Annotated in this window: 26 protein-coding genes and 1 tRNA gene; 16 read left to right on the top strand and 11 right to left on the bottom strand. The window is 30.6% G+C overall.

Features of this window, described 5'->3' with window-relative positions; genetic code table 11:
- Positions 1-192 precede the first annotated feature (192 nt).
- Complete coding sequence (gene dusB, locus AXE80_RS11845; protein ID WP_068827587.1) at positions 193-1,203, top strand: tRNA dihydrouridine synthase DusB; 1,011 nt, start codon at positions 193-195, stop codon at positions 1,201-1,203.
- A gap of 300 nt (positions 1,204-1,503) precedes the next feature.
- On the opposite strand, the gene AXE80_RS11840 is transcribed toward dusB, so the two are convergent.
- A complete protein-coding gene (locus AXE80_RS11840) occupies positions 1,504-2,703 on the bottom strand; it encodes an ABC transporter permease (RefSeq protein ID WP_068827585.1) in 1,200 nt (399 codons plus the stop codon).
- Between the two features lie 4 nt (positions 2,704-2,707).
- On the bottom strand, positions 2,708-3,103 hold the full coding sequence (rbfA, locus tag AXE80_RS11835) for a 30S ribosome-binding factor RbfA (protein ID WP_068827583.1): 396 nt from the start codon (positions 3,101-3,103) through the stop codon (positions 2,708-2,710).
- Positions 3,104-3,264: 161 nt separating this feature from the next.
- Between rbfA and AXE80_RS11830 the strand changes: the two genes are divergently transcribed.
- The 5 genes from AXE80_RS11830 to AXE80_RS11810 all read left to right on the top strand — a co-directional run bounded on the left by AXE80_RS11830 (position 3,265) and on the right by AXE80_RS11810 (position 7,303).
- Positions 3,265-4,143, top strand: coding sequence for a cell division protein FtsX (locus AXE80_RS11830; protein WP_068827580.1), 879 nt, complete (start codon positions 3,265-3,267; stop codon positions 4,141-4,143).
- Between the two features lie 3 nt (positions 4,144-4,146).
- Entirely contained in the window at positions 4,147-4,386 is a 240-nt protein-coding gene (locus AXE80_RS11825; protein ID WP_068827577.1) for a DUF3098 domain-containing protein, read from the top strand.
- Position 4,387: 1 nt separating this feature from the next.
- Complete coding sequence (locus AXE80_RS11820) at positions 4,388-5,182, top strand: undecaprenyl-diphosphate phosphatase (protein ID WP_068827575.1); 795 nt, start codon at positions 4,388-4,390, stop codon at positions 5,180-5,182.
- On the top strand, positions 5,183-5,893 hold the full coding sequence (gene truB / locus AXE80_RS11815; protein WP_068827572.1) for a tRNA pseudouridine(55) synthase TruB: 711 nt from the start codon (positions 5,183-5,185) through the stop codon (positions 5,891-5,893).
- Positions 5,894-5,983: 90 nt separating this feature from the next.
- Positions 5,984-7,303 (top strand): toxin-antitoxin system YwqK family antitoxin, encoded by a 1,320-nt coding sequence (locus tag AXE80_RS11810; RefSeq protein WP_157359403.1) that lies wholly within the window; start codon positions 5,984-5,986, stop codon positions 7,301-7,303.
- A 2-nt stretch (positions 7,304-7,305) separates the two neighbouring features.
- Here AXE80_RS11810 and AXE80_RS11805 read toward each other — a convergent pair whose 3' ends face one another.
- Positions 7,306-7,782, bottom strand: coding sequence for an ABC transporter ATPase (locus AXE80_RS11805; RefSeq protein WP_068827566.1), 477 nt, complete (start codon positions 7,780-7,782; stop codon positions 7,306-7,308).
- Positions 7,783-7,933: 151 nt separating this feature from the next.
- Here AXE80_RS11805 and AXE80_RS11800 point away from each other — a divergent pair, with 151 nt between their 5' ends.
- Positions 7,934-8,488, top strand: coding sequence for a hypothetical protein (locus AXE80_RS11800; RefSeq protein WP_068827565.1), 555 nt, complete (start codon positions 7,934-7,936; stop codon positions 8,486-8,488).
- 9 nt (positions 8,489-8,497) lie between these two features.
- On the opposite strand, the gene AXE80_RS11795 is transcribed toward AXE80_RS11800, so the two are convergent.
- The 6 genes from AXE80_RS11795 to AXE80_RS11770 form a co-directional block, all read right to left on the bottom strand.
- Positions 8,498-8,974, bottom strand: coding sequence for a regulatory protein RecX (locus AXE80_RS11795; RefSeq protein ID WP_068827563.1), 477 nt, complete (start codon positions 8,972-8,974; stop codon positions 8,498-8,500).
- Between the two features lie 72 nt (positions 8,975-9,046).
- Complete coding sequence (locus AXE80_RS11790) at positions 9,047-9,637, bottom strand: outer membrane beta-barrel protein (protein ID WP_068827561.1); 591 nt, start codon at positions 9,635-9,637, stop codon at positions 9,047-9,049.
- A 121-nt stretch (positions 9,638-9,758) separates the two neighbouring features.
- Positions 9,759-13,208 (bottom strand): efflux RND transporter permease subunit, encoded by a 3,450-nt coding sequence (locus AXE80_RS11785; protein ID WP_068827559.1) that lies wholly within the window; start codon positions 13,206-13,208, stop codon positions 9,759-9,761.
- 7 nt (positions 13,209-13,215) lie between these two features.
- The gene (locus tag AXE80_RS11780; protein ID WP_068828897.1) at positions 13,216-14,349 is read right to left on the bottom strand and encodes an efflux RND transporter periplasmic adaptor subunit; all 1,134 of its coding nucleotides are present in this window, start codon (positions 14,347-14,349) and stop codon (positions 13,216-13,218) included.
- 22 nt (positions 14,350-14,371) lie between these two features.
- Complete coding sequence (locus tag AXE80_RS11775) at positions 14,372-15,712, bottom strand: TolC family protein (protein WP_083194661.1); 1,341 nt, start codon at positions 15,710-15,712, stop codon at positions 14,372-14,374.
- 3 nt (positions 15,713-15,715) lie between these two features.
- Entirely contained in the window at positions 15,716-16,321 is a 606-nt protein-coding gene (locus AXE80_RS11770; protein WP_068827556.1) for a TetR/AcrR family transcriptional regulator, read from the bottom strand.
- Between the two features lie 144 nt (positions 16,322-16,465).
- On the opposite strand from AXE80_RS11770, the gene AXE80_RS11765 reads away from it, so the two are divergent.
- Positions 16,466-17,437 carry a polyprenyl synthetase family protein gene (locus AXE80_RS11765; protein ID WP_068827554.1) on the top strand — a complete coding sequence of 324 codons (972 nt, stop codon included), beginning with the start codon at positions 16,466-16,468 and terminating at the stop codon, positions 17,435-17,437.
- A gap of 61 nt (positions 17,438-17,498) precedes the next feature.
- Positions 17,499-17,572: transfer RNA gene (locus tag AXE80_RS11760), tRNA-Ile, on the top strand.
- Between the two features lie 54 nt (positions 17,573-17,626).
- Here the strand turns inward: AXE80_RS11760 and AXE80_RS14400 are convergent.
- Positions 17,627-17,782, bottom strand: coding sequence for a hypothetical protein (locus AXE80_RS14400; RefSeq protein ID WP_157359402.1), 156 nt, complete (start codon positions 17,780-17,782; stop codon positions 17,627-17,629).
- 251 nt (positions 17,783-18,033) lie between these two features.
- Here AXE80_RS14400 and AXE80_RS11755 point away from each other — a divergent pair, with 251 nt between their 5' ends.
- From AXE80_RS11755 to AXE80_RS11725, 7 genes are read left to right on the top strand one after another with little or no spacing between them, the layout of a single operon-like run.
- Positions 18,034-18,447, top strand: coding sequence for a response regulator (locus AXE80_RS11755; RefSeq protein ID WP_068827552.1), 414 nt, complete (start codon positions 18,034-18,036; stop codon positions 18,445-18,447).
- The gene (locus tag AXE80_RS11750; RefSeq protein WP_068827550.1) at positions 18,448-18,990 is read left to right on the top strand and encodes a heme NO-binding domain-containing protein; all 543 of its coding nucleotides are present in this window, start codon (positions 18,448-18,450) and stop codon (positions 18,988-18,990) included.
- Positions 18,987-20,585, top strand: a complete 1,599-nt coding sequence (locus tag AXE80_RS11745) for a PAS domain-containing sensor histidine kinase (RefSeq protein ID WP_068827548.1) — start codon at positions 18,987-18,989, stop codon at positions 20,583-20,585. Before AXE80_RS11750 ends, AXE80_RS11745 begins: the two co-directional genes overlap by 4 nt.
- 2 nt (positions 20,586-20,587) lie before the next feature.
- Positions 20,588-21,721, top strand: a complete 1,134-nt coding sequence (locus tag AXE80_RS11740) for an FIST signal transduction protein (protein ID WP_068827546.1) — start codon at positions 20,588-20,590, stop codon at positions 21,719-21,721.
- The gene (locus AXE80_RS11735; RefSeq protein ID WP_068827544.1) at positions 21,721-22,773 is read left to right on the top strand and encodes a sensor histidine kinase; all 1,053 of its coding nucleotides are present in this window, start codon (positions 21,721-21,723) and stop codon (positions 22,771-22,773) included. Before AXE80_RS11740 ends, AXE80_RS11735 begins: the two co-directional genes overlap by 1 nt.
- A gap of 1 nt (position 22,774) precedes the next feature.
- A complete protein-coding gene (locus AXE80_RS11730; RefSeq protein WP_068827542.1) occupies positions 22,775-23,092 on the top strand; it encodes an Hpt domain-containing protein in 318 nt (105 codons plus the stop codon).
- A gap of 10 nt (positions 23,093-23,102) precedes the next feature.
- Positions 23,103-23,837, top strand: coding sequence for a LytR/AlgR family response regulator transcription factor (locus tag AXE80_RS11725; protein WP_068827540.1), 735 nt, complete (start codon positions 23,103-23,105; stop codon positions 23,835-23,837).
- Here AXE80_RS11725 and AXE80_RS11720 read toward each other — a convergent pair.
- Positions 23,832-25,892: a tetratricopeptide repeat protein gene (locus AXE80_RS11720; protein WP_068827538.1), complete on the bottom strand. Its 2,061-nt coding sequence runs from the start codon at positions 25,890-25,892 to the stop codon at positions 23,832-23,834. The two genes, AXE80_RS11725 and AXE80_RS11720, sit on opposite strands and share 6 nt — an antisense overlap.
- Positions 25,893-26,033 lie beyond the last annotated feature (141 nt).

Genomic DNA, 26,033 nt, shown 5'->3' with positions numbered 1-26,033 from the left:
CTGAAATTTGTTTGTTGTCCCACAAGGACTCAAACGAAAACAAAACCCCTGTGATAATTTTATTACAGGGTTTTTGTTTTTAGATGGTTGATTTACAGTAAGTAAAAATTCTTGAATTGTTATTGTAGATTGATAAATCTTATATTGTATCTTTGCCATCCAATTTTTTGGGAACTTTAAAATCAGTACGTTATGGTAAAAATAGGTGATATAGAATTATGCGACTTTCCTTTGTTGTTAGCTCCTATGGAAGATGTTAGTGATCCTCCGTTTAGAGCTTTATGTAAAGAACAAGGTGCAGATTTGGTGTATACTGAATTTATATCATCCGAAGGATTGATTAGAGATGCCGCAAAAAGTGTAAAAAAACTGGATATTTACGAAAAAGAACGTCCGGTTGGAATACAAATTTTTGGTGCTAACTTAGAATCTATGCTACGTACGGTGGAAATTGTAGAGCAATCTAAACCAGATATTATTGATATCAATTTTGGATGTCCTGTAAAAAAAGTGGTAAGTAAAGGTGCTGGGGCAGGTATTTTAAAAGATATCGATTTGATGGTTTCTTTAACCAAAGAAATGGTAAAACATACCAAGTTACCTGTAACAGTAAAAACACGTTTAGGGTGGGATGAGAATTCTATTATGATAGAAGAAGTTGCAGAACGTTTACAAGACGTAGGTTGTGCGGCCATTTCTATTCATGGACGTACTCGTGCTCAAATGTATAAGGGAGATGCAGATTGGACAAGAATTGCAGCGGTAAAAAATAATCAGCGTATGCATATTCCTGTTTTTGGAAATGGTGATGTTACTTCTCCAGAACGTGCTATTGAAATGAGAGATGATTACGGTTTAGATGGTTGTATGATTGGTCGTGCTGCTATTGGAAATCCTTGGTTTTTTAAAGAAGTTAAACATTTTATGGCTACAGGAGAGCATTTACCAATGGCTTCTATAGAGGATAGGGTTGAGGTTGCTCGTAGACATTTAGAAATGGAAATTGCTTGGAAAGAAAATGAAGTTCAAGCCGTGATGGAAACTCGTAGACATTATGCAAATTACTTTAAAGGAATTAGAGATTTTAAAGACTACAGAATCCGATTGGTGACCGAAGACACAGCACAAGGAGTGTACGATGTGATGAACGAAGTTTTAGATAGGTTTGGAAATATTGCTCAAGAAAAATTGATGCAGAAGTAATGCTTAGTATTAAGTATTGAGTACAAAGCACAGCGCAATAGTTCGTAATTAGATGTTGGTTTTCTAAATAAACTTCTTTAAACCAATGTGTTTGTTTAAAAAAATATCATCTCGACTCCGCTCGATGACCTAATCGGTATATGAGTCTTTTGAGAATAACCTTTTTAAAGGCTAATTGTTGGTTTTTCAATATCAAACTTGATATTTTACTAGATAATTTTATTAGGTGTTCGAGCGAAGTCGAGAACAAATCCACTAACTACTCAATACTCAATACTCAGTACTTAGTATTATCTAGAGTTATCTTCTTTTTACAAATCTTTCTGAAATTCTACCGCTAGCCAATAAGCTTGCTAAGGCTCCAAAAACAATTATTGTAATACAAACTACCCAAATGTTTTCCCATTGAAAAGAAATAGGGTAAGCAATGGTAGGAGTAATCATTACTAGTTCGTAGTGCAGTTGTGCAAATACAACAATAACTCCAATAGCCAATCCAATAAGCATTCCTACTACATTTAATAAGAATCCGTAGATACCAAAAATACGTCTTACTTTTTTTAATGGAGCTCCTATATTTAATAGGGTTTTGATGTCATTTTTCTTATCTACAATCACCATAATAATAGTTCCGCTAGTGTTAGATAAAACCATCACTACAACCAACAAAGAAACCAAATAAGCAATTAGTTTTTCGGAATTTAAAATTTTATAAAAAGAACCGTTAATTTCTTCTCGTTTAGAAATTTTATAACTCGGAAAGTTTTCCTTTAAATACTTAATCGTATTGTTTGGGTTTGTTTTGTTTTTAAAAGCTATATCAATATAACTAACTTCATTAGAAGCTTTACTTAAAAGTTGTTGCGCCAAACTTAAAGGAACATATACAAACTTATTCTCTTCCTGGTTTTGATTAGAAATTACCCCAACAACTTGAGGTTTTATGGTAGTAAAAGCATTGCTAGGATTGGTGATGTATCCTTTTCCTGTTTTGGGTACATAAACTTGAAGTAAATCGGTATAAACGTTTAAATCTAGTTTTCTGGTTAATTGATAATCTGTAATACAGGCATTGGTGCTAGTAGCAGCAAACCACTCTCCAACCATGACCAAAGAATCTAAAGGAGTTACTTTGTTAAAAAGACTATCAACCCCTTTGATATAAGCAATTTCTTCTTTGTCTTTATTTTTAAAAAAGGCACGTTCTTCTATAGTTTTGGTATAAAAAATAGAATCTGGTGTGTTTTGTAATTTTTGGATGAAATTGTGATCAACCAAAAAAGTTTTTCCTTGATTAGGACTGATGCGGATATCAGGAGTATCTACATCTAAAATACTTAAACTATAGTCTTTTATTCCGGAAAAAACAGAAAGAACTATAAATAGGGCTGTGGTTCCAGCAATTACACCCATACAAGCCAAAATGGTAACAAGATTGATGATATTGTTACCACTTTTAGATTTTAAATAGCGTTGGGCAATGTATAGTGGAAACCTCAAAAGCTTAAGATTTTTTTCTTTTGTCTAAAATTTCAGGATTGTAAATAGGGTTTACATCTTTTCCTTTTAAAGAATCATCAATGTTTTCAATGTAATCTAAAGAATCATCTCCAAAAAATAATAAGTTAGGCATACGTCTTAGTTGGTGTTTGGTACGTTGCGCCAATTCATGACGAATTCCTACTACATTGGCATTTACAGCTTTAATAATTTCCTCTCTTTTTTCAGATGGAAATACACTTAAATAAGCTTTAGCTTGTCCTAAATCTGCAGTAACACTTACTTTTGATACAGAAATAATTACACCACGTAAACCATTTCTTGCATCAGCTTGTAAAACTTCGGCTAAATCTTTTTGAATAACCCCTGCTATTTTCTTTTGTCTATTTGTTTCTTCCATGCAGCAAAGATACGATTATGAATTACGATTTTACAATTACGAATTAAGAATTATTTAGGGAATAAACTTAATACTCAATACTTAATACTTTATACTGATAACAAAATTTTTAATAATCATTTTTTGATAGTACCTTGCAGACAAATTATTGAAATTACACCATGTCAAAATCTTTTGAAAAGTATCAAAAAAGACGTTTACAAGCCTCTTACTTATCTGTAGTGTTAAGTATTACAATGGTTTTATTAATGGTTGGTTTTTTAGGATTAACAGTTTTAAAATACCGTAATTTAAGTGGTTATTTTAAAGAAAAGGTTAGTATTACCTTGTATTTAAAAAACAATATATCAGACAAACAACAAATTGCTTTAAAGAAGTTTTTAACGGATAAAGATTATACTAATAGAATAAGGTTTGTTTCTAAAAAGCAAGCTGCAGAAGAATTTAGTAAAGATATTGGTGAAGATTTTTTAAGCTTTTTGGGAGATAATCCTTTAAAAAGTTATTACGAAATTAGGTTAAAGGCAGATTTTGTTAGTCCTGCACAGTTGGTGTATATCAAAAAAGAATTAGAAAAAAATGAGTTTATAGAAGAAGCAGCTTACGATGCTCCTTTGGTAGATTTGTTAACTAAAAATATTAAAACCATAGGGTTTTGGTTAATTGTTGGAGCATCGGTATTGGCATTTATATCTGTATTGTTATTAAACAGTTCTATTAGATTATCTATTTATTCAAAAAGATTTACCATCAAAACCATGCAAATGGTTGGGGCTACCAAAGCTTTTATTCGCAAACCATTTATCTTAGGAAGCGTGCGTTTAGGTTTGGCAGGAGCATTTTTTGCATCTTCTATTTTATTGATAATATGTTATAAAATAAACCATAAATTACCTGCTTTAGCGTTGTTAGAAGATGTAAAAGTTTTGGCTTTAGTGGTTGGAGGTATTTTTGCATCAGCAATTATTATTACCGCAGCGAGTGCTTTTATGGCTACGCAAAGATTTTTACGTTTAAAAACAGATCAACTTTATTTTTAAGTTATGAAACAAAAATTTGCATCAGACTTTGTGTTTGGGAAAAGAAATTATCAACTGATGTTGATAGGCTTGGCATGTATTGCCCTTGGTTTTATTTTAATGTCTGGTGGAGGTTCTGAAAACCCAGAAGTATTTAACGAAGCGATATATAATTTTAGAAGAATTAGACTAGCACCTACTTTGGTGTTAATTGGTTTTGGAATTGAAATTTGGGCCATTCTAGCAAAACCATCAAAAAAATAACATGGGAATTTTAGAAGCAATTATTTTAGGTATAATTCAAGGATTAACAGAATTTTTACCAGTATCGTCTAGTGGGCATTTAGAAATAGCAAAGTTTATATTGGGAGACAATTCTGTACCCGAAGAAAGTTTAACCTATACAGTTATTTTACATTTTGCTACTGCATTAAGCACCATTGTTATTTTTAGAAAAGAAGTGTTTCAAATCTTAAAAGGATTGTTTCAGTTTAAGGTAAACGATGAGTTTATGTTTTCTTTAAAAATAGTCTTGTCTATGATTCCTGCAGTAACAATTGGTTTGCTGTTTGAAAAAGAACTGGAGTCTTTTTTTGGAGGAAAAATTCTTTTTGTTGGAGCCATGTTGTTGGTAACAGCGGTACTTTTATTGTTGGCAGATAGAGCCAAAACAACTAATAAAGATGTGTCTGTAGTAGGATCAATTATTATAGGAATTTCTCAAGCGATTGCTATGTTGCCTGGTATTTCTAGATCTGGTGCAACAATTTCTACTTCTGTAATTTTAGGAGTGGATAGAAATAAAGCAGCAAGATTTTCATTTTTAATGGTAGTGCCTTTAATCTTAGGAAAAATTGCCAAAGATCTTTTAGGAGGTGATATCCATATTTCTTCTCAAGAAATGATTCCTATGGGAGCTGGTTTTGCTGCTGCATTTATTGCAGGATTAATTGCTTGTCAGTGGATGATTGCTTTGGTTAAAAAAAGCAAGTTGATTTATTTTTCTATTTACTGCGCAGTGGTAGGATTAATTGCTATTACTTATACATTTTTATCGTAAATGAAAACATTAGAGGAGTATAAAGAAGGTCAGGTTTTGTTGATAGATAAACCGTTACATTGGACATCTTTTCAGGTGGTTAATAAATTGCGATGGGTAATAAAACAACACTTTGGTCTTAAAAACATAAAAGTGGGTCATGCAGGAACTTTAGATCCTTTGGCTACAGGTTTATTAATTTTGTGCACAGGAAAGTTTACTAAGAAAATTGAAACTTATCAAGCTCAACACAAAGAATACACAGGTACTATTGTTTTAGGAGCAACCACACCTAGTTACGATTTAGAAACGGAGATTGATGAAACTTTTCCTACAGATCATATAACATCAGAAATGATTTATGAAGCCACAAAACAATTTGTGGGAGAAATAGATCAAAAACCACCTATTTTTTCTGCCATTAAAAAGGAAGGGAAACGTTTGTATGAATTGGCTAGAGAAGGAAAAACTACTGAAATAAAATCAAGAAAAATAACCATTTCGGAGTTTGAAATTACCGAAATAGATTTTCCTAATATTCATTTTAGAGTGGCTTGTAGTAAGGGAACTTATATTCGTTCCTTAGCTTATGATTTTGGTAAAGCCTTACAAACAGGTTCGCATTTATCGGCATTAAGAAGAACCAAAATTGGAGATTTTAATGTAGACAAAGCAATTAGTGTTCAACAATTTTTAAAAGACTTTGGTTTGGAACCCATTGTGGATAATTAATCAAAAAATATAAAAGTTTAAAAAGAGGGATGTTTATTTAACATCCCTCTTTTTTATTGGTCTATTTTATCTATTTTTAGAAAAAAAACTATGAGATTAATTGCCTTGTTCATGATGAGCCTTGTCATGAATTTTAGTATTGCCCAAAATGTTAAAATAAAAGTTGTTAAAGAAAAATTAAAAGGAGTTTCAAATACTAAAAGAGAATATCAGGTAATTGATAACGGTATAGATCCAAAGCATGGATATTCTTTAAAACACGGCTACTATAAAGAATTTTTTAAAAGAGATGTTGTGGTTAGTGGTCGTTATAAACACGATCAAAAGGAAGGAGAATGGATTTATAAAGATCCAGAAGAAAACTATCTTCAAAAAGGAACTTTTCACGAAGGAAAAAAGGTGGGACTTTGGTATTCGTTTAAAAAAGACGTTTTAAGTTCTAAGGAATATTATAATGATAAAGGTAGGTTAGATAGTATTCTTAGGTACAATAATAAAAACGAGCTTGTAGAATATTACTCTTATGATCCTATTAACAAAGTAAATTATAGTAAAGAAGAAATTGGTTTAGGACTTAAAAAAGAAGTGATAAGAACTGATTCCATTAAAGAAAAGGTTAAACTTTTTTATCCAAATGGTCAATTGTTAGAGGAGAGAGCATATGAGAACGAACGATTGATTTATATCTCAGATATTTATGATATAAATGGTAATGTTTTACTTGCCTCTCAAATGAATGGAGGAGACGGATTGTTACAAACCATATATTTGGATGATGTATTAGATGGAAAATACTCTATTAGAGACAAAGCTTATTATAAGAATGGAATTCCTGATGGAGCGCATACAATTTATAGTAATAAAGGAAAGTTAGTTTGTGAAGGGGTAAACAAAGAAGGGTTTCCGTTTGGAAAATGGAAAAACTGGAGTTCAAAAAAGAAAAAATATACTTTCATTACGCATACCTTAAATTCTAAGAAGAAAATAGAAAAGAGAAAGGTTTTTTCTGCTGATAAAAACGGATTCAACAGTCGTATTGTTAAAGGGCAAAAGACTATTGCTGTAATGTTAATGAAAAATAGAGATGAAGATGAGGGATCTCAACATAAGTTAGATTTTTCGGTAGCTGTAAACGAGAGTGTTAAAGAGTATGTTGATGTAAAAGAGTTTGCAAAGTATTTTCCTGTAACCAAAGACGAGAAATATAAAATATATGTGATGTTTAAGGTAGATGTTTTTGGGGAGATTTCTGAGGTTAAAGTGAAATCTGCTTCAAAAAGTATTTTAGTACAACATCAAGTAGAAAAAGCATTGAGTAAACTACCTGTGCTTATTCCTGCTTGTTTGCCAGAAAGCGGAAAGTTTGTGAATTTGTTGTTTAGCTTACCTATTGTTTTTAGTCAAAAGTAACTTTAAAACATCCTAGAGTACCAAGTATCTTCTGCGGGTAATTCCCAGTCAGATTCTAGTTCTTCTTTGGTGTTAATTAAATTATCAAAAACAATGGTGTTTTTATTTACACTTTTGTTTTTGATTAGTTTTTTAAACTCCTTAACATCTTTGTATTGCACAAATTCTCCCTGTTTAAAGCAAACATTTAATTTGTCTAACAATTCAATTTCGTGTTCTAGCTGAAGTTTAAAAATAAAACTAACCAATTCATCAATAATGGTTGTTGTAATTGGTTTGGTGTTGTTAATGGCAATAATAATAAAGCGTTGGTATTTAATATCAAAACCTGCTTCAATATCATTTTTATCACACCATTGAGATACAAAATCGTTTACTTTAGCCTCAATTTCTGAAAGTAGTTCGGGATGGAACTTTTTATTGCTAGGATATAAAAAAACTTTGGCGGTGTTTTCAAGCTGATTAAAATCTACTAACATAAATGATTTTGTTTATTGCAAATATATTAGCAATCCATAAAATAATCGTTTATTTTTTTATTTATTTAAATTTGATTTTAAACCGATTAGATTTATAGAAATCTTAAAACCATAACATCATCATCAATAAGATTCTTATATATTTGTGTATATGAAATACATCGCCCTATTTGTAATTTTCTGCACTGTTTTTATTGCTTGTGAGCAAAAGAAAACACAAAAGTCTGTTAAGGAAACAGCTAAAAATGAAAAGTATTTAAATACCAAAGACGAAACTATTGTTTTTGATTCTATAGCTCCTATAAAAATCATTTATAAAGATTCTATTGTAGATTGGAAAGGATATTTTAAAGTAACCAAGGCTTTAGAGGGATTAAAAGAAACTACTCCTAATGAGGCATTAAATGCAGCAGAAGAATTGGTTAAAGATGTTGAATTGATGCGAGATTCTATTACCGTAAAAGTATTAGATGAAAGAGGGATGAGAGCAAGAATGAATGTTTTGTTTAACCAAGCATTAAGGTTGCAAGAAATGAAAGATATTCCTGCGATTACTGTTGATGAAATTATTAAACAAACCCAAGGGCTTTTTACTATTTTTAGAATGATTAACACCAAAATCAATGCGATATATGAGCAAAATGATTTTGAAAAAGAATTAATAGAAGAAGATTTCTTTTTTTCTAAGTTAGATTCTATTGAGTAGTTTTATTGTTTATGATTGATTGTATTCAGATAATGCTTCATAAATCAAGCTAGATTCATATCCTTTTCTAAGTAAAAAATCAGCAACCTTTTTTTTCTTTTTATAGAAGTTAGATTCTTTGGTGCTTTCCCATTTTTGAGAAGACAAGTTGTAAAGTGTTTCTATATATTCGTTTTCATCAATTTCTTTTAGTGCTGTTTTGATATTATAGTCTGAAATATTTCTGAATTTAAGTTCTTGAGTAATTCTTACTTTTCCATATTTTTTTATTCTGAATTTACCTCTGGCAAAACTTTTAGAAAAGCGTTCTTCGTTTAAAAAGTTATGTTCCATTAAATGCAAAATGATTACTTCACAGGCTTGAGGAATCATGCCCATTTTAGCTAATTTTTCTTCTACCTCTTTATGACATCTATCTTGGTATACACAATAATTTTCTAAAGCTCTTTTGGCTTCTTCTACAGTGTATGTTTTTTTGTTTTGCATAAAGCTAAAATAAAAATAAAGCCTCGAATCTTTTAAAGATTCGAGGCTTTCTATAATATTTATATGTTGAGTTTAAAAGTTGTACGCTAATCCTATATTAAAAAAGTTTTGTTTTAATGATGTGTTTATATCTGTATTAGCATCACTAGATAAATTATCATCATATTCATCACCTAAACTATCAGACAACTGGATAGAATAATTTGCAATAATATCTAATTTTTTAGATAGTTCAAATCCTATTCCTAAACCTAGAGCTAATGAGATTTTATGAAACCCATCTTCGGTTTGATCTTCTATAAGATAGTCAACCTTTGGTCCAGCTGATAAAAATACTTTTTCGTTTGGATAATAGTTAAATAAAAATGGAATTTGAATATATTCTATTTTATCATCATTATTTCCTTCATCAGAAGACAGGTTTGTATATATTACTCCTGGTTTAAAACTGTATTTAGAGTTGATTTGAATTTCTCTCATCAAGCCAATAAAAAAACCAGTAGCATTCATTGATTCAGTTTCGCTTACATCATGATCAGGGATGTCTAGTTTAATTTTTAATTTAACCGATGTGTATCCAGCAGAAATACTGGTTTTGTCTTCTTGAGCTTTTGCAAAATTTGTACCTAGTACTAATAAAGCAATCAATAACAATTTTTTCATGCCGCAAAAATACTAAAATAAGAGTTTTTTGTTCCCTTCAAATGTTAATTAATGATTAGATAAAAGGAAAAAAGGACTGTGTTTATACACAGTCCTTTTTTCTTTATATAATAGATTTTTTTTATTTATTTTTCACTTTTACTTTAATTCTGTGTAGTAAATAAAACATTACTGGCACAATAATCAAGGTAAGGAAAGTAGCAAAGGTCAATCCAAAAATAACTGTCCATGCTAATGGTCCCCAGAAAATAACATTATCTCCTCCCATATAAATATTTGGGTTTCCTGTGTTAAACAAGGCAAAGAAATCAATGTTAAATCCAATAGCCAAAGGAATTAATCCTAAAACAGTGGTGATAGCTGTTAAAATTACGGGTCTTAAACGTGCTTTACCTCCTTGTACTATGGCTTCAAAAGCGTGTTCAATAGAAATTACTTCGTCTTCAGGAAGATTTAACTCTTCTGCTTTTCTATCAAATAACAGTTGGGTGTAGTCTAATAATACCACTCCGTTATTTACCACAATTCCGGCTAGAGAAATAATTCCCATCATGGTCATCATAATCACAAAACTCATTCCCATACCAATGATTCCAAAGAATACTCCTGTAAAACTTAAGAAGATTGCCACCATAATAATAGCTGGTTTTGTTATAGAGTTAAATTGGAAAACTAGAATAAACATAATCAATCCTAAACCAGTCATTAAAGCTCCCATTAAGAAACTCATTTGTTTGTTTTGCTCTTCTATTTGTCCTGTAAAATCAAATGAGATGTTTTTTGGAGATTCAAAATCAGCCATTTCTAATTCAATTTGTTTTACCACAGCAGCAGCATCTTTATAACCTGGAGCCAATGCAGAGTAAACAACCACCGTACGAACTCCGTTTTTATGCTTAATAGCACTAAAAGATGAAGTGTTTCTACGAGAAATTAAAGCAGAAATAGGCACTTCCTTAATTTGTCCATCATTTTGATCACGGAAAATTACGTTTTGATTAAACAACAAACTAGTGTTGGTTCTATCTTCCTTTTTAAAACGAACATAAATGTCGTAATCTTCACCATCTTCTTTATAAACACTAGCTTTTTCTCCAAAAATAGAACGTCTAAGTTGGTTGGCAACCATAACTACTGGTACTCCTAAAGCTCCAGCTTTTTTTCTATCAACATAAACTTCCATAGAAGGTTTTGCTTTGTTTACGTCAATTTTTAACTCATCAATACCAGGAATGTTACGAGCTGATATAAATTTTTGCATTCTTGCAGCAACCGAAACCAATTCATCGTAGTCATTTCCTTGAATTTCTATGTTAATTGGATATCCAGCAGGAGGTCCAGCAGCATCTTTTTCTACAGAAATAGCAAGACCAGGATAACGATCTTTTAAGTCTTCTTGAACTTTTTGTCTTAATAATTCTGAATCTGCTCCTCTACGGTATTTGTACTCTCTCATGGTAGCAGTAATTTTACCTTTGTGAGGCATTTCAGAATCGTTACCATCAGTATTTGGGTTCCCTGCACCCATTCCTACTTGAGAGACTGCTGATTCAACTAAAAAGTTGTATCCGTTGTCTGTGTATTCATCACCATTTAAAATATTAAAAACACGGTTTTCTATTTCTTTAGTAATGGCATTTGTTTTTTCGATATCTGTTCCTTGTGGGTATTCTAGATATACAATAATCTGATTAGGCTTGTTGTCTGGGAAAAATTCAACTTGAGTTTTTCCAGAAGCAACAGATCCTCCAAACACCATAAAAGAAGCTATTAACAATACAAAAGTCCCTCCTAAAAACACATAAGGTCTCCAGCTACTTAAAGAAAAACGAAGTACTTTTTCGTAACCATTTTCAAATGATGTTAAAATTCTTTCTTGAAAGAAAATAGCTCCGTTTTTAATAAACAATCTGTATAACCAAAATAAAATACAGGTAACTACCATTAAACTTCCAAATCCGTGAACAGCACCTCCAAATAACATGATTGGAATACCAAATCCACATAAAATAATGGTCAATCTGGTTAATTGCTTATAAGTAAGTTTTTTCTCTCCAACGGTCATAAATTGAGAAACCAATACAGAGTTAAAGAAAATAGCTACAAATAATGATGAACCTAATACGATAGATAAAGTAATAGGGAAGTATTTCATAAACTGCCCCATAATACCTGGCCATAGTCCAAGCGGAATAAAAGCAGCTACAGTTGTTGCTGTAGAAATAATAATAGGGAAAGCAATTTCACCAATTCCTTTTTTGGCAGCTTCTTTTCTGGTCATTCCTTCTTCATCCATCAAACGGAATACGTTTTCTACAACCACAATACCGTTGTCTACCAACATTCCTAATCCCATAATTAATCCAAAAAGAATCATGGTGTTCATGGTGTAGCCTAATAATTCTATGATCCAAAAGGACATAAACATAGACATAGGAATGGCAAAACCAACAAACAATGCATTTCTAAAACCTAAGAAGAACATCAATACCATTACCACTAATAAAATACCAAATATGATGTTGTTTACTAAGTCATCAACTTGGTTTAGTGTGTTAGAAGATTGATCGTTACTAATGGTTACGTGTAAATCTCCTGGTAAATAATTTGCTTCTGCATTTTTAATAATTTCTTTTATTTTATTCGCAGCTTCTACCATGTTCTTACCAGCACGTTTTTTAACGTCTAGCATTACTACGGTTTTACCCCATTCACGAGCATAGGTTGTTTTTTCTTTTTCGTGGAAAAATACTTGAGCAACATCTCTTAAATAAATAACCCCACCTTGTCTTTTAATTACAAAGTCTTTTAGCTCATTAGGATTTTCTACTTCTCCTAAAATTCTAATAGTTCTACGTTGTCCGCTAGTAATAAGGTTACCGGCAGACATGGTGATGTTTTCTTGTTTGATAGCATTAATAATATCATCAAAGCTAACTTGAGCAGCAGACATTTTAAAAACATCAACAGCAATTTCTACTTCTTGCTCCTGTGCTCCTCTGATGTCAACTTTTTTGATTTCAGAAAGTCCTTCAATTTCATCTTCTAAAAGTTCTGCAAAAGATTTTAGTTTTTCTACTGTATAATCACCAGTTAAGTTGATGTTTAAGATTGGCATTTCCTCAGAAATGTTTAGGTCAAAAACAGCAGGGTCTACCTTGGCACCGTTAAAAGTAGGCCAGTCTTCTCCAGCTTTAACACCATCTACCTCATCTTTTACTTTTTGCTTTGCAGCTTCTACAGTAATTTTTTCATCAAACTCAATTACAATAATCCCGTAATCTTCTTGAGAAGTTGAAGTGATTTCTGTAACATTACTAACATTTTCTAGTTGATCTTCTAAAGGATCTACAATTAAACGTTCTATATCTTCTGCTGTGTTTCCAGGATAAGGAGCGCTTATGTATATTTTAGTTTCTTTAACTTCGGGAAAACTTTCACGAGGTAGGTTGTTATAGGCTGATATTCCTAGTATTAGTGCTAAGGCAGCCAATACATACATGGTGGTTTTATTGTTTATAGCCCACGACGACCATGCGAATTCTTTATTTGTTTTTTTGTTTTCGGACATGATAAACTTATTTTGAAATAGTTACTTCTTGACCTTCTTTTACAGATCTTGCTCCTTCTATAATAATCATAGTGTTTGGTTCTAACCCTTTGATTACCTCAACATCATTTTTGTTAGTTCTACCTAACTCAATAAATGTTCTTTGAGCGATGTATGAGTTCCCTTTTTTAGCCACAGTAAAGATGTATTCTTTATTGTTTTCGTTTTCTGAAATAATGCTTTGTGGAATTAAAATAGCCGCTTCGTTGTGATAATCATTAATATTCAAGTGTACCGACATGTTTGGCTTTGCTGCAATATTACTTGGGATGTTCATTTCTACCTTAAACTTTCTGTTGTTTGGATTGATGTAATTTCCTGCTTGTGTAATAGTAGTTTCTGCTTGTGCATTTAACACAGGAATGTATAAATCTACTTTTTTTCCTTTTTTAACATATTTGATAAAAGTTTCAGGAATTTCTGCGCTAATGGTCATATTGCTTAAATTAACCAAACGTATAATTGGAGATTGACCAGGCATAACAAATGATCCTGCATCGGTAATAATATCATCTACAATTCCGCTAAAAGGTGCTTTTAATTGTGTTTTTGCAATTTGTGCTTTTAGATTGTCAACAGCTTTAGATTTAGCAGCATATGCTGTTTTAGCTTGTAAGAACTGAATTTCAGAACCTATTTTTTGATTCCACAAACGCTCTTGTCTTTCAAAAGTAGTTTTTGCTAACTCGGCATCTGCTTCTAATTGAGCCAATTGGTCGTTTAAACCAGAATCGTCTATAATAGCAATAGTTTGTCCTTTACTAACTTGTTGCCCTTCTTTAACTAATACAGATTTTAAAGTACCGTTAATTTCTGGGTAAAGAATTAAGTTTTGTTTGGTTTCTACATTTCCTTGTACTTCTACATAGTGATAAAAATCTGTGGTAGATGTTAATAAAGTTGAAACTAATGTAGTTTTTTTAACAGTATCTAATTCTGATATAGCAAGATCTAATTGTTTTACATCCGTAAGAAGTAGAGCTCTTTTGGCTTTAATTTCTTTTATATTTTTAGTTGCAATAATATCTGCAATTGTTTGTTCTTTTTTAGATCCACACGCAATCATGGTAGTTGCAGCTATGGCGAATAATAATTTTTTCATAATTCTATTTTTGAGAGCGATTTTAGTTTTGTAATGCATTTAATTCTGCTTTTTTGTTGATAACATCAACCATAGCTTGTAAATATTCTTGTTGACTACTGTATAATTGCATTTGTGCTTGTCTTAATTCAAAACTACTTGCAATTCCTTCTTTGTATTTAATATTGTTTTTGTTTTCTATGCGTTCTGCCAATTTAAGATTTCGTTTTTTGTTATCAAGAGTGTTGATTGCCAAATCTAAATCGGACTGTATGGTTTGGTAGTTGATTTGTATTTGTTCCTCAGTATCAATTAATTTATTTTGAGATTTTAACCATTCTATTTTGGCTCTTTTACGTTTTGCTGTACTTGCAAAAGATGAAAAGATTGGAATGTCAATACTTACTCCAAATAAAGCTGTTGATAACCATGTTTGGTCTTTGTCAAAAAAAGTAAAATCGTGACTGTTACCAATATAATTTGCAGATAAGAAACTACTAATACTCGGTAATAACTTAGCTTGCTCTAATTTGTATAATAATTTTTTAGAGGTGGTTTCGTTTTCGGCAATTTTGTAATCTATATTATTGAATACAGAAAAATCATTAAAAGCAGTTGGCTGTTCTTTGGTTTGGGTAATTAAAGTTTGTAAATCTTCTGTAAGAGTAAGGTTTACATCATCAATAAATCCTAAAGTTAACCTCAACATTTTTAAAGAAATATTATGTATTCTTTCTAAACTTTCTAAATTATTATTTAGGTTGTTTAAAGTAATTTGAAGCTGTTCTATGTCTTCTTCTTCGGCAAAACCGTTTTCTAACATTGCTTTAGATTCGTGTAGATTGTCTTCTATACTTTTAATGTTTTTATGAATCAGTTTGATACTTTCTTCGGTTAATAAAACATTACTATAAGCACTAGTAACTCCTTTTGTAATTTCTTGATCAGTTTTGGCTTTTGCATTTTTAGAAATATCTAAAAACACTTTTGCAGACTGTAGTCCTACAATATAAGAACCATCAAAAATAAGTTGACTTAAAGTAACACTCGGTGTAAGACTTTGCTTTGGAAAAATAAAATTAATAAAAGAATCCCCTGCAGTTTGATTTCCTGGAATAGGATATTTTACATAATTTTTATATTCAATCTTCCCGTTAAGTTGAGGTAATCCAATAGCAATGGTTTCCCATTTTTGTTGTTTTGCAGCTTCAATATCATGAGTTGCATTCTGAGAATTCCTGTTGTTTACTAAAGCAAATTCAATGGCCTCCTGTAAAGAAAAATTGGTTTTGATACTGTCTTGTACCTTTGTTTGTACTTTTTCTTGAGCGGGAACTATTAAGTATGCTAAAAAACATAAGTAAATAATAAAGTTCTTTTTCATAAATTAATCTTTATTGTTGTTAAGTATTTGGGTTAGTGTGTTTAGTCCTTTTTCGGTTGTTATGGCTCTTAAATGATATTCTAAATAACTATCTATTAGCCACATTTGATTGAATTGTTCTTTTGAGTAAATATCTTCATTTTTAATTCCACTCATACCTGTAAAATAAATACGAGAAATAAAATCAACATTTAAATCACTTCTATAAAGTCCATCTTTAATTCCTCTCTCTAGGTTGTTCTTTACGCAAATAAGCATGGTGTTAAATTGCTTTTTACTTAGGCTTTCAAAAATATCAGGATAAAATTTTTGGAGTTGATATTGAGGAGAAGTATCTTCTTTTTTTAAGATATTATTTACAAACCTTTTAATGTCAAAAAGTTCTTCAATAGGATTTTGTTTTTTCTTACAAATTCCTTGAATACCATTATCTATGATATCAAACATGTATAAAGAAACAGATTCTACTAATTTCTTTTTGGTAGAAAAATGAGTATATAATGTTTTTTTAGAAATGGCTAATTCGTTAGAAATATCATCCATAGTAACGCTTTTAAACCCAAGGCTTAAAAACATTTCTGATGCTTTTTCAAGTATTTTACATTTCATTTTTATTAATTTTTCATTGCAAATATACGTAGGGAAACTCTAGGAACCAAAAAAGTTTCCTGAGTTTAAGTAAATATAAATATTTGTTAATATTAGGTTTTTGTAAAGTCAACCATTGTATTACTTTTACAAAAAAAATATTCATTGGATTTAACAGTATATAGAAATTCGTTCCTTTCTTTTTTAAAAGAAAAAGCTACTTTTAAAGAACCAGCAACTTTATATAACCCTATTCATTATATATTAGAACTGGGTGGAAAGCGCATTAGGCCATTATTAACATTAATGAGTGTTGATGCTTTTGGTAAAGATTATAAGCAGGGATTAAACGCTGCTTTGGCTGTTGAGGTTTTTCATAACTTTACCTTATTGCATGATGATATTATGGATGATGCTCCTTTAAGAAGAGGAAAAGCAACAGTTCATGAAAAATGGGATGTAAATACAGCTATTCTTTCTGGTGATGCCATGATGATTTTAGCCAATCAGTATTTAGAGGTTTATGAAGGAGATACATATAAAAAACTGATGAAATTGTTTCAGCAAACAGCATTAGAGGTTTGTGAGGGACAGCAACACGATATGGATTTTGAAAATAGAAATGATGTTTCTATATCAGAATATATTGAAATGATTAGATTAAAAACATCAGTTTTGGTGGCTGCAGCATTAAAAATGGGAGCTATTATAGCCGATGCTTCAGAACAAGATGCCGAGGCGATGTACCAATACGGTCTAAATTTAGGATTGGCATTTCAACTACAAGATGATTATTTAGATGCTTTTGGAGATCCTGAAACTTTTGGAAAACAAGTAGGTGGGGATATTATAGAAAATAAAAAAACTTTTCTATACTTAAAAGCGTTAGAGAATCTTGAGGGAGACGATCAAGAGCAGTTGTTAAGTTTGTTTACAAAGCCCCAAGATGATTTAGAATTAAAGGTTAAAATTGCTAAAGAGTTATTTATAAAATCTTTAGCTGTAAATAGAATACAACAAGAAATTAAAGATTATACTCAAAAAGCGTTTGATGTATTAAAAGACGTATCTATTTCAGAATCAACCAAAGAGAACTTAATTGCTTTTGGACATTATTTAATGGGGAGAAAAGTCTAAAATATAAACTTCGTTTTTATTTGCGAGAATATAAAAATATATTAAATTTGCCACCGCTTTAGGTCTCATAGCTCAGCTGGTTAGAGCACCTGACTCATAATCAGGGGGTCCATGGTTCGAGCCCATGTGGGACCACTACTTAAAGCCCAAAACCATCTCAGTCCGAGGTGGTTTTTTTGTTTTAAAACGTTATTTACCCATAGATAATTTTTGTTGTAATCTTTTAAACTCTTCGGGAGTTAGATTTTTCTTCGCGTCATTATATACCGAGGTGTATAAATATGGATCGCTCTTAATTCTATTAATAAATTCAAAGTAATTTAATTTTTGTGTAGCAGCTCTCATAATAGTTGGTTTTAATGGTTTGTATATTCCAAAATTATGGCGTGTATGAGCTTATTTTCAAAAAATTAGTTGAATGATTTTTTAATGTAGATGAATAGTTATCGTTTATAGTTTAACAATGCTTTTTTAAATAAAAATACATTTATCGATGAATATTTGCCATTCGTCGATAGATAATTGCTATTTTAACGATATAAAAAAAGTTGCTCCTATTAAATGATTAATTTTATATAGATACAAAATAGTAACTAATGAACACATCCTTAAAAATATTGTTGATTGAAGATGACGCTATTGAAGTGATGAAATTTAACAGAGCCATTTCTTCGTTAAATTTATCTCATAAAATGGTGAATGCTATTAATGGAGAAGAAGGGTTAAAAATTTTGGAACAAAAAGATAGGTTGCCAAATATCATTTTATTAGACTTAAACATGCCTAAAATAAATGGTATTGAGTTTTTAACTATTTTAAAAAACAATCCAAATTTAAGACATATTCCAACAATCATCTTAAGTACTTCTAACAATCAAAAAGATTTATTAGAATGTTATAAGTTAGGGATATCAGGTTATGTGTTAAAACCTTTGAAATATGAGGAGTATGTATCTAAAATAGAAAAGTTATTAGCTTATTGGAGTGTTAACCAGTTAATTACTTTATAGATGAAAGGAATAGTTTTTACTGACTTTTTAGAGTTGGTTGAAGAAAAATATGGATTAGAAATGGTTGATAATATTATTAGTCAATCAGAATTAAATTCAGGTGGAGCTTATACTTCTATAGGAACTTATGATTTTTCCGAAATGCTTCAGTTAATTTCTAATTTAAGTCTTAATACTTCTGTGTCGGTAGATGATCTTTTAATGGTTTTTGCCGAACATTTTTTTAATACACTAATCAAGTCACATCCTAATTTGGTTGAACATTATAAGAATCCAATGGATTTGCTGGCTTCAATAGAAAATCATATTCACTTTGAGGTTCAGAAAATATACATGGATGCTCAGTTACCTACTTTTGAATTAATAGAACATAAAGACGATAAGTTGGTCATGATTTATAAATCTGATAAAGCTTTATACATTTTAGGTAAAGGTTTAATGGAGCAAGTTTTTAAATTGTTTGGAGAGCATGCCATTATAGAGTACGAAAAACTTAAAGAAGATGGAACCGAAGTAAAGTTTACGATTGCTAGAGTTGTATGAGTCAAAAAGAAATAGAAATATTACAAAGGGCTTTAGCTAGGGAACGTATAGCAAGAAAACAAGCAGAGCAAATTTTAGAAAAAAAATCTGATGAGCTTTTTTCATTATCACAAAAAGATAAAAAGAATAAAGAAAAACTAGAGGCTTTATTAAAAGTAAAAAACTCTGAGTTAAAAGGGTTTTACGAAAACTTAGTAGATCCATATATCATGATGAATTTATCAGGGTATGCGATTAAAATGAACGAAGCCGCTGAAAAGTTAATAGGGTACCGTTTGTCTGATGGTGGATTTAATTTAATGAAATTAACTCAGCCCAAAGATCTTGATTATGTATCAGAATCATTTAAAGTATTGATGGATACAGGAAGGATTTCAAACTTCTATATAAATATATTAACGAGTACTTCTGAGGTAAAATTAGTTGAGGTGAATGCAAGTATCATCTACGATGAAAATAATACACCTATTGCTGCTCAAGGAATTTTAAGAGATATTACATTAAGTAAAAAATACGAAAAAAGGTTAGAGGCAGAAAAGCAAAAGTATAGCAATATCATCGCTAATATGAATCTTGGTTTACTTGAAGTTGATAATGATGATAAAATTCTTTTTGCTAATCACAGTTTTTTAGAAATGTCCGGTTTTTCTAATAAGGATTTATTAGGGAACAAGGCTGCTGATGTTTTTTTAAAAAATGAATACAAGCCAAAGTTGGCAATCGAATCTGAAAATAGAAAAAAAGGAGATTCTAATTCTTATGAAATACAGGTACATACAAAAACAGGAGATACTCGTTACTGGTTAATTAGTGGAGCCCCTAATTATAATTTAAATGGAGAGGTTTCAGGATCTATAGGGATTCATTTAGATATTACCAATCTTAAAAAATTAGAGCAACAAAAAGAAGAACTGCTTAAAGACTTGGCAAAAAGTAATGAAAGCTTACAGGAGTACGCCCATATTGTTTCGCATGATTTAAAATCGCCATTAAGAAGTATTAATGCTTTAGTGGCATGGATTAAAGAAGATAATATTGAGAACTTGGATGAAATGAGTGTTCAAAACTTAGTGCTGATTGAAAAAACATTAGAAAAAATGGAGGATTTAATTTCTGATGTTTTAGAATATTCTAGTGTAGGTGCCAATTTAAATTTAAATCAAAATGTAGATGTTCATCACTTGGTTAAAGAGCTAGTAGAAATTATATATGTTCCAGAAAACATCCATATTTCTATAGAAGAAAATTTGCCAATAGTGATGGGAGATAAGGTAAAGTTACAACAGCTTTTTCAGAATTTATTAAGCAATGCTATCAAGTTTTCTGATAAAGAAATAGGAAAGATTATTGTTTCTTGTACAGAAATGACTACTCATTATCAGTTCTCAGTTTCTGATAATGGTATGGGAATAGAGAAAGAATATTTCGATAAAATTTTTAAAATATTTCACTCACTAAACAAGAGAAAAGATTCTTCGGGTATTGGACTTTCAATTGTGAAAAAAATTGTAGAACTTCATCATGGAAATATTTGGTTAGAAAGTGAAACAGGAAAAGGAACCACATTTTACTTTACCATTAAAAAAGAAAAATAGCTATGAAAAGAGTACAATTAACAAGAAATGACAAAGGAGAATGGGATTTTATTGGTGAAAATCAACCCTTAAAAAAACCGTTAGTATTGGTTTTTGGGAATAGATTGGTTCTAGAATCCATTCCGGTTTACGAAGAGATCAAAGAAATTTTCGAAAACGCTCATATTGTTATTGGCTCAAGTTGTGGAAATGTAACTTCTAAATATGTAGAAGATAATAGTGTTACAGCTACTGCTATAGATTTTGAAAAAAGTGAGTATTTAATTAAAACTAGTAATGTTTTAAATACAGATTTAGATAGTTTTAAAACAGGAAAAGAACTTATAGAACAGTTTCCTTTAGAGAACTTAAAGTTTGTATTTGTAGTTTCAGAGGGGAGTTTTATTAATGGAAGTAAATTAACCGATGGAATGAAAAGTGTAGCCCCTGATAATGTTCTAATTACAGGAGGTCTATGTGGAGATTCCGAAAGATTTGAAAGAACAATTGCAGGCTATAACGAGGAGCCTAAAGAAGGAGAAATTATTGCAATTGGTTTATATGGTGAAAGTTTAGAAGTTTCTTTTTCAATATTTGGAGGATGGACTCCTTTTGGACCAGAAAGAATTGTAACTCAATCAGAAGGAAATGTTTTGTTTGAGTTAGACAACAAACCTGCTTTGGATTTGTATAAACAATACTTAGGAGAAAAATCAAAAGAATTACCTAGTGCAGCACTACTATATCCTTTAAATGTAAAAATAGAAGGGGAAGAGCAGTCTATAGTAAGAACTATTTTAAATATAGATGATGAAAAAAATGCCATGATTTTGGCAGGAGATATTCCAAAAGGAGCTAAGGTTCAACTGATGATGACCAATATAGATAATATTGCCAATGCATCAGAAATGGCGGTAAAAGGAGCTACTAAAAATAGGATTAAAGACTCAGAATTAGCTCTGTTTGTAAGTTGTATAGGGCGTAAATTAGTGTTAGATCAAAGAGTTGAAGAAGAGGTAGAGGAGATTGTAAATGTTATTGGAGACATTCCTACCATTAGTGGGTTTTACTCATATGGTGAAATTGCTCCTTTTAATGGAGAAAATACCTGTAGATTACACAACCAAACTATTACAGTAACATTAATTAGCGAATAATGAATTCATTACTGCAAAGACAAATTAGAAAATACTTATCCCAAGAGTTAATAGATCATCCAGATATAAATGTGTTTTTGGACGCCATTGATAGGTCTTATGATAATTATGATGAACAATTTTTAATGTTACAACGTGCCATGAAAATTAGTTCTGATGAGCTGTTTGAAGCTAATGAATTGTTAAAAAAAGATACAGATAGACAACAAGAAATTATTGCTCAACTTAAAAATGTTGTTGATAATTTAAGGGGGAATGAAAAACTTGATGAGGTAGTTGCTAAAGAAGTAAAAAAAGAAAGCAAAAAGTTTATTGATTTGATGAGTTTAAAAACACAAGAAATTGTGGAGATGAACAAGCAAAGAGAAAAAATGTTAAAAGAGCTCGAATATCAAAATAATGAACTTAGTGAATATGCTCACATGGTTTCTCACGATTTAAAATCACCTTTAAGAAGTATAGATGCGTTAACAGCATGGTTAAAAGAAGACTACGGTGAGGTGATTGATGACCCTGGTCAACAAACAATAAAGTTGATAAGGGCTAATGTAGAAAAAATGGATGCCTTGGTAACAGGTATTTTAGAGTATTCTACTCTAGGTAAAAAAGAAGAGGTTATTTACCCTGTAGATTTAAATTTATTGGTAAATGAGATTATTGAATATATTGATATACCAAATCATATAGAGGTAAGGGTCAAAGGAGAATTGCCAGTTATAAATGGTGATAAACATAGATTACAGCAACTTTTTCAAAATTTGATAGTAAATGCTGTAGCTTATAACGATAAAGAAAAAGGATGGGTAGAGGTAGGTTATTTACCTGGTGGAGATTTGTTTCATTTCTATGTAAAAGACAATGGTAAAGGAATTGAAAAAGATTATTTTGATAAAGTTTTTAAAGCTTTTTTTAAGCTAGAAAACACTCAACAATCAATAGGTATAGGACTTTCAATCGTAAAAAAAATTGTGGAAATTTATCATGGAAAAATTTGGGTAGAATCAGAGGTTAACAACGGGACTACATTTAATTTTTTGTTAAAAAATAAATAGAATGGAAAAGCCTAACTTAGATTATATCAAAGAACTCTCTGGAGGAGATGAAGAATTTGAGAAAAAACTGATGGAAATTATGCTAACTGAGTTTCCTAAAGAAAAAGAAACGTATTTTAATAGTCTGATTATGAGTGATCAGAAATCAATTGTAGAAATAGTTCACAAACTTAAGCATAAAATTAGTATTTTGGGTTTGAAAAAGAGTTATGAAACTGCGGTAGATTATGAAAATAACCTTAGGGCGGGTAATTCAGATTTGGAAAATGAATTCAAAGAAACCCTATCTGTAATGACCCAGTTTTTAGCATCTCGTTAAAATTGTATGTATGAACTGTATTATTGTTGATGATGAGGCTACTTCAAGAATGGTGATTAACCAATTATGTAGTCAAGCAGGAGGTCTTCAGATAGATGGAGAATTTGAAAATGCTATTTTAGCTATAAAATATTTAAACCAACACGATGTTGATTTGATATTTTTAGATATACATATGCCCGATTTTACAGGCTTTGATTTTATACAAACTTTAAAAAATCCACCTAAAATAGTATTAATTACTTCGGATACTCAATTTGCGATTGATGCGTTTGAGTATGATTGTATTGTGGATTATATGGTGAAGCCTATTGCGTTACCTCGTTTTTTAAAGGCTGTTAAAAAGGTAGAAAATGCAATGTTGTCAAGTGGTCCTACTAAGGTTGAAGCGCCACAAGAAAATAGCCAAGAAAAACCAACCACTGCTTCTCCGGGTAAAGATTTATATGTAAATATTGATAGAAGATTAGTGAAAATAAATATTCCAGATATCTATTTAATCGAAGCCAAAGGAGATTATATTCAAATTAAAACCGAAACTAAAAACTATGTGGTTCACTCTACTTTAAAAAAGATTGAAGAGAAACTTCCAAAAGATATCTTCTTAAAAACACATAGATCTTATGTAATCAATACCAAAATGATTATCGATATTGAAGATAATAGCGTGTTGATTAAAAAAGATGTGGTTCCTGTTAGTAGGTCTAACAGACCAGAGTTAATGAAAAGATTAAATCTTTTATAAAGGTGTTTTAAAAATTGGTTTTTTAAGAAAATGCCAAGTAAATTTTACACCAAATTCTGTAAAAGTAAATCCACTAGCTGCTGCCGAAGCTATATTACTGTGATTGGCAAAAGCTTCTAAATAACACCTATCGGTAAATTTATACCCTACATTACTTTGAATTCTATAAGTACTTTGTTTTGCTTGTTGTTCAATGTATTGATATCCTATAGCGGCGGTTAAGCCATAATACCAATTGTGAGTTTTGGCTATTCCTTGCTCTTTAATAAGGTTTACAAAAATTTCAACAGCTTTAAATTCTGCAGGGCTAAAATAAATAGTAGGTACTTGATTTTTAAAAGTGATGTATTGAAAATTAATACCTGTTTTTAAAGCCGGTTTGGGCAAAAGATTATAATATAACGATGTGAATAATAAATTTCTTGTGTTGTCATCATTTTGTGTGGTGTAGTAATATTGTGTAAACCATCCTAAATTAAAGTTTGTGCTTAGGTTGTAATTTCCGTAAAAATTATTCTGAATAATTTCTCTGTTTAACAATTCGGCATTAAAATTTTGTAGTTCTCTTTTATAACCAAAATCCAAACTTTGTAATTTAAAAGGTTTGGTTTTAAAAAGAATATCAGTGTAAAACTGATCGTAACTACTGATGTTTCCGTTAATTTTATTAATACCAACAGTTCCAAGAAAATTTATTTTTGGATGTAATTGATATCCTAATCCAGCTCCTATTAAATTAGAAGTACTGTTGTTATCTGTAACCTCATTGATAGCTCTTTTGTATTGATATTGAGTAGACAGGGTGAGTTTTGTACTCATTGGAAAAATAACACGAGAAGTGGAGGTGTAAGCCTCACTATCACCATTATCATAACTATATCTTGCATCTGTTTCAAAAGTTGGAATATAAGCACTGTTTAAAGTTTTAATAAAGTTTAGTGCATCTTTTTGATTGGGAAAATGTACCAAAGTTTGTTTGGCAGCCAAATACGCATTATCAATTTGTCCGTTTGCTTTTAAGGCATTGGCTTTTCCTAAATTTCCATCAAAAGAGGTTTCATCATTTGATAAAATGGCATTGTAGGTATTTAAACTTTTATTAAAATCTCCTGTGTAGGTGTATAGTGTTGCTTTTAGTCCTAATATCCAATTTTCTTTTTCTCTGCCTTTAGAAATTTGATCAATGTATTTTTTTGCAGCACCAAATTTTCTATTCCAAATTAATGCTTGAGCATATCTTTCTTGTGTGCTTTTTATATCTTTTTGTGATGTTTTATTGTCAATTTCAGCAAGAGTTTTGGTACTTATTTCAAGTGCTTTTTTGTCTTTTTCTTGTAAATGAGCGTTTAAAGATAAACCGTTTTTAGCATGAAAATATAGATTTGGATCTTTTTGCATTTCTACAAACAAAGCTTCTGCTTCTTGATGTTTTTTGGCAATAATATAAGTGTTGGCTAAATTTAAATAGATGTCTTTGTCTTTAGGGAACAGTTTTAAATTGGTTTTTAAAGTAGCAATAGCTTTTCCGTATTGTTGATTTTGTTGTTGTTGGTTGGCCAATCCTAAGTATATGTATTTTTTAGAAACCATTGCATTAGCATTGTTAGGTAATACCTCTAAAGCTTTGTTAACATATTCTAAAGCGCTATGGTACTCTTTTAAATTAGACAATGTGTTGGCATATCCTAATAAAGCAGGGAAGCTTTTAGGATTGGTAGAGGTTAGGTTGATGTAATATTCTTTTGCTTGGTTAAATTTTTTACTCCATAATAAAGACTCTGCATAGTTTAACTGAATTTCAAAATCGTTAGGGTAAGCTTCTAGTAATTCAGTAAAAATAGTTACGGCTTGTGCAGGTTTTCCATTTAGTCCTACGGCTCTACCATAACATAATTTGGCGGTTTTGTTGTTAGGGTATTCTTTTAAAGTTTTTTCAAAAAAAGTTTCTGCTTTTTTATAATCTCCTGTTTCCAGATAGCTAAATCCTTTTTGCATTTCTTGAGAATAGAAATGGAGAGAAAATAAGAATGTGAATAGTATGATAAATTTCTTCATTAGTAGCTTTTTTTTGATGATTACAAGTTAATGATATTAGGTCGTTTATTCACCGATAGCAAAATGCAATTCAACGAAATATAGCTTAGTTTGGAAGAGGTTTAGGTGAAATTTGTATCAGATTTAATGAGTCACTACCAA

Origin of the sequence: Wenyingzhuangia fucanilytica (assembly GCF_001697185.1) — a bacterium.
Classification (GTDB): domain Bacteria; phylum Bacteroidota; class Bacteroidia; order Flavobacteriales; family Flavobacteriaceae; genus Wenyingzhuangia; species Wenyingzhuangia fucanilytica.
Note: the sequence above shows the minus strand (reverse complement) of the source record. Positions and strands in the feature narration are given on the sequence as shown.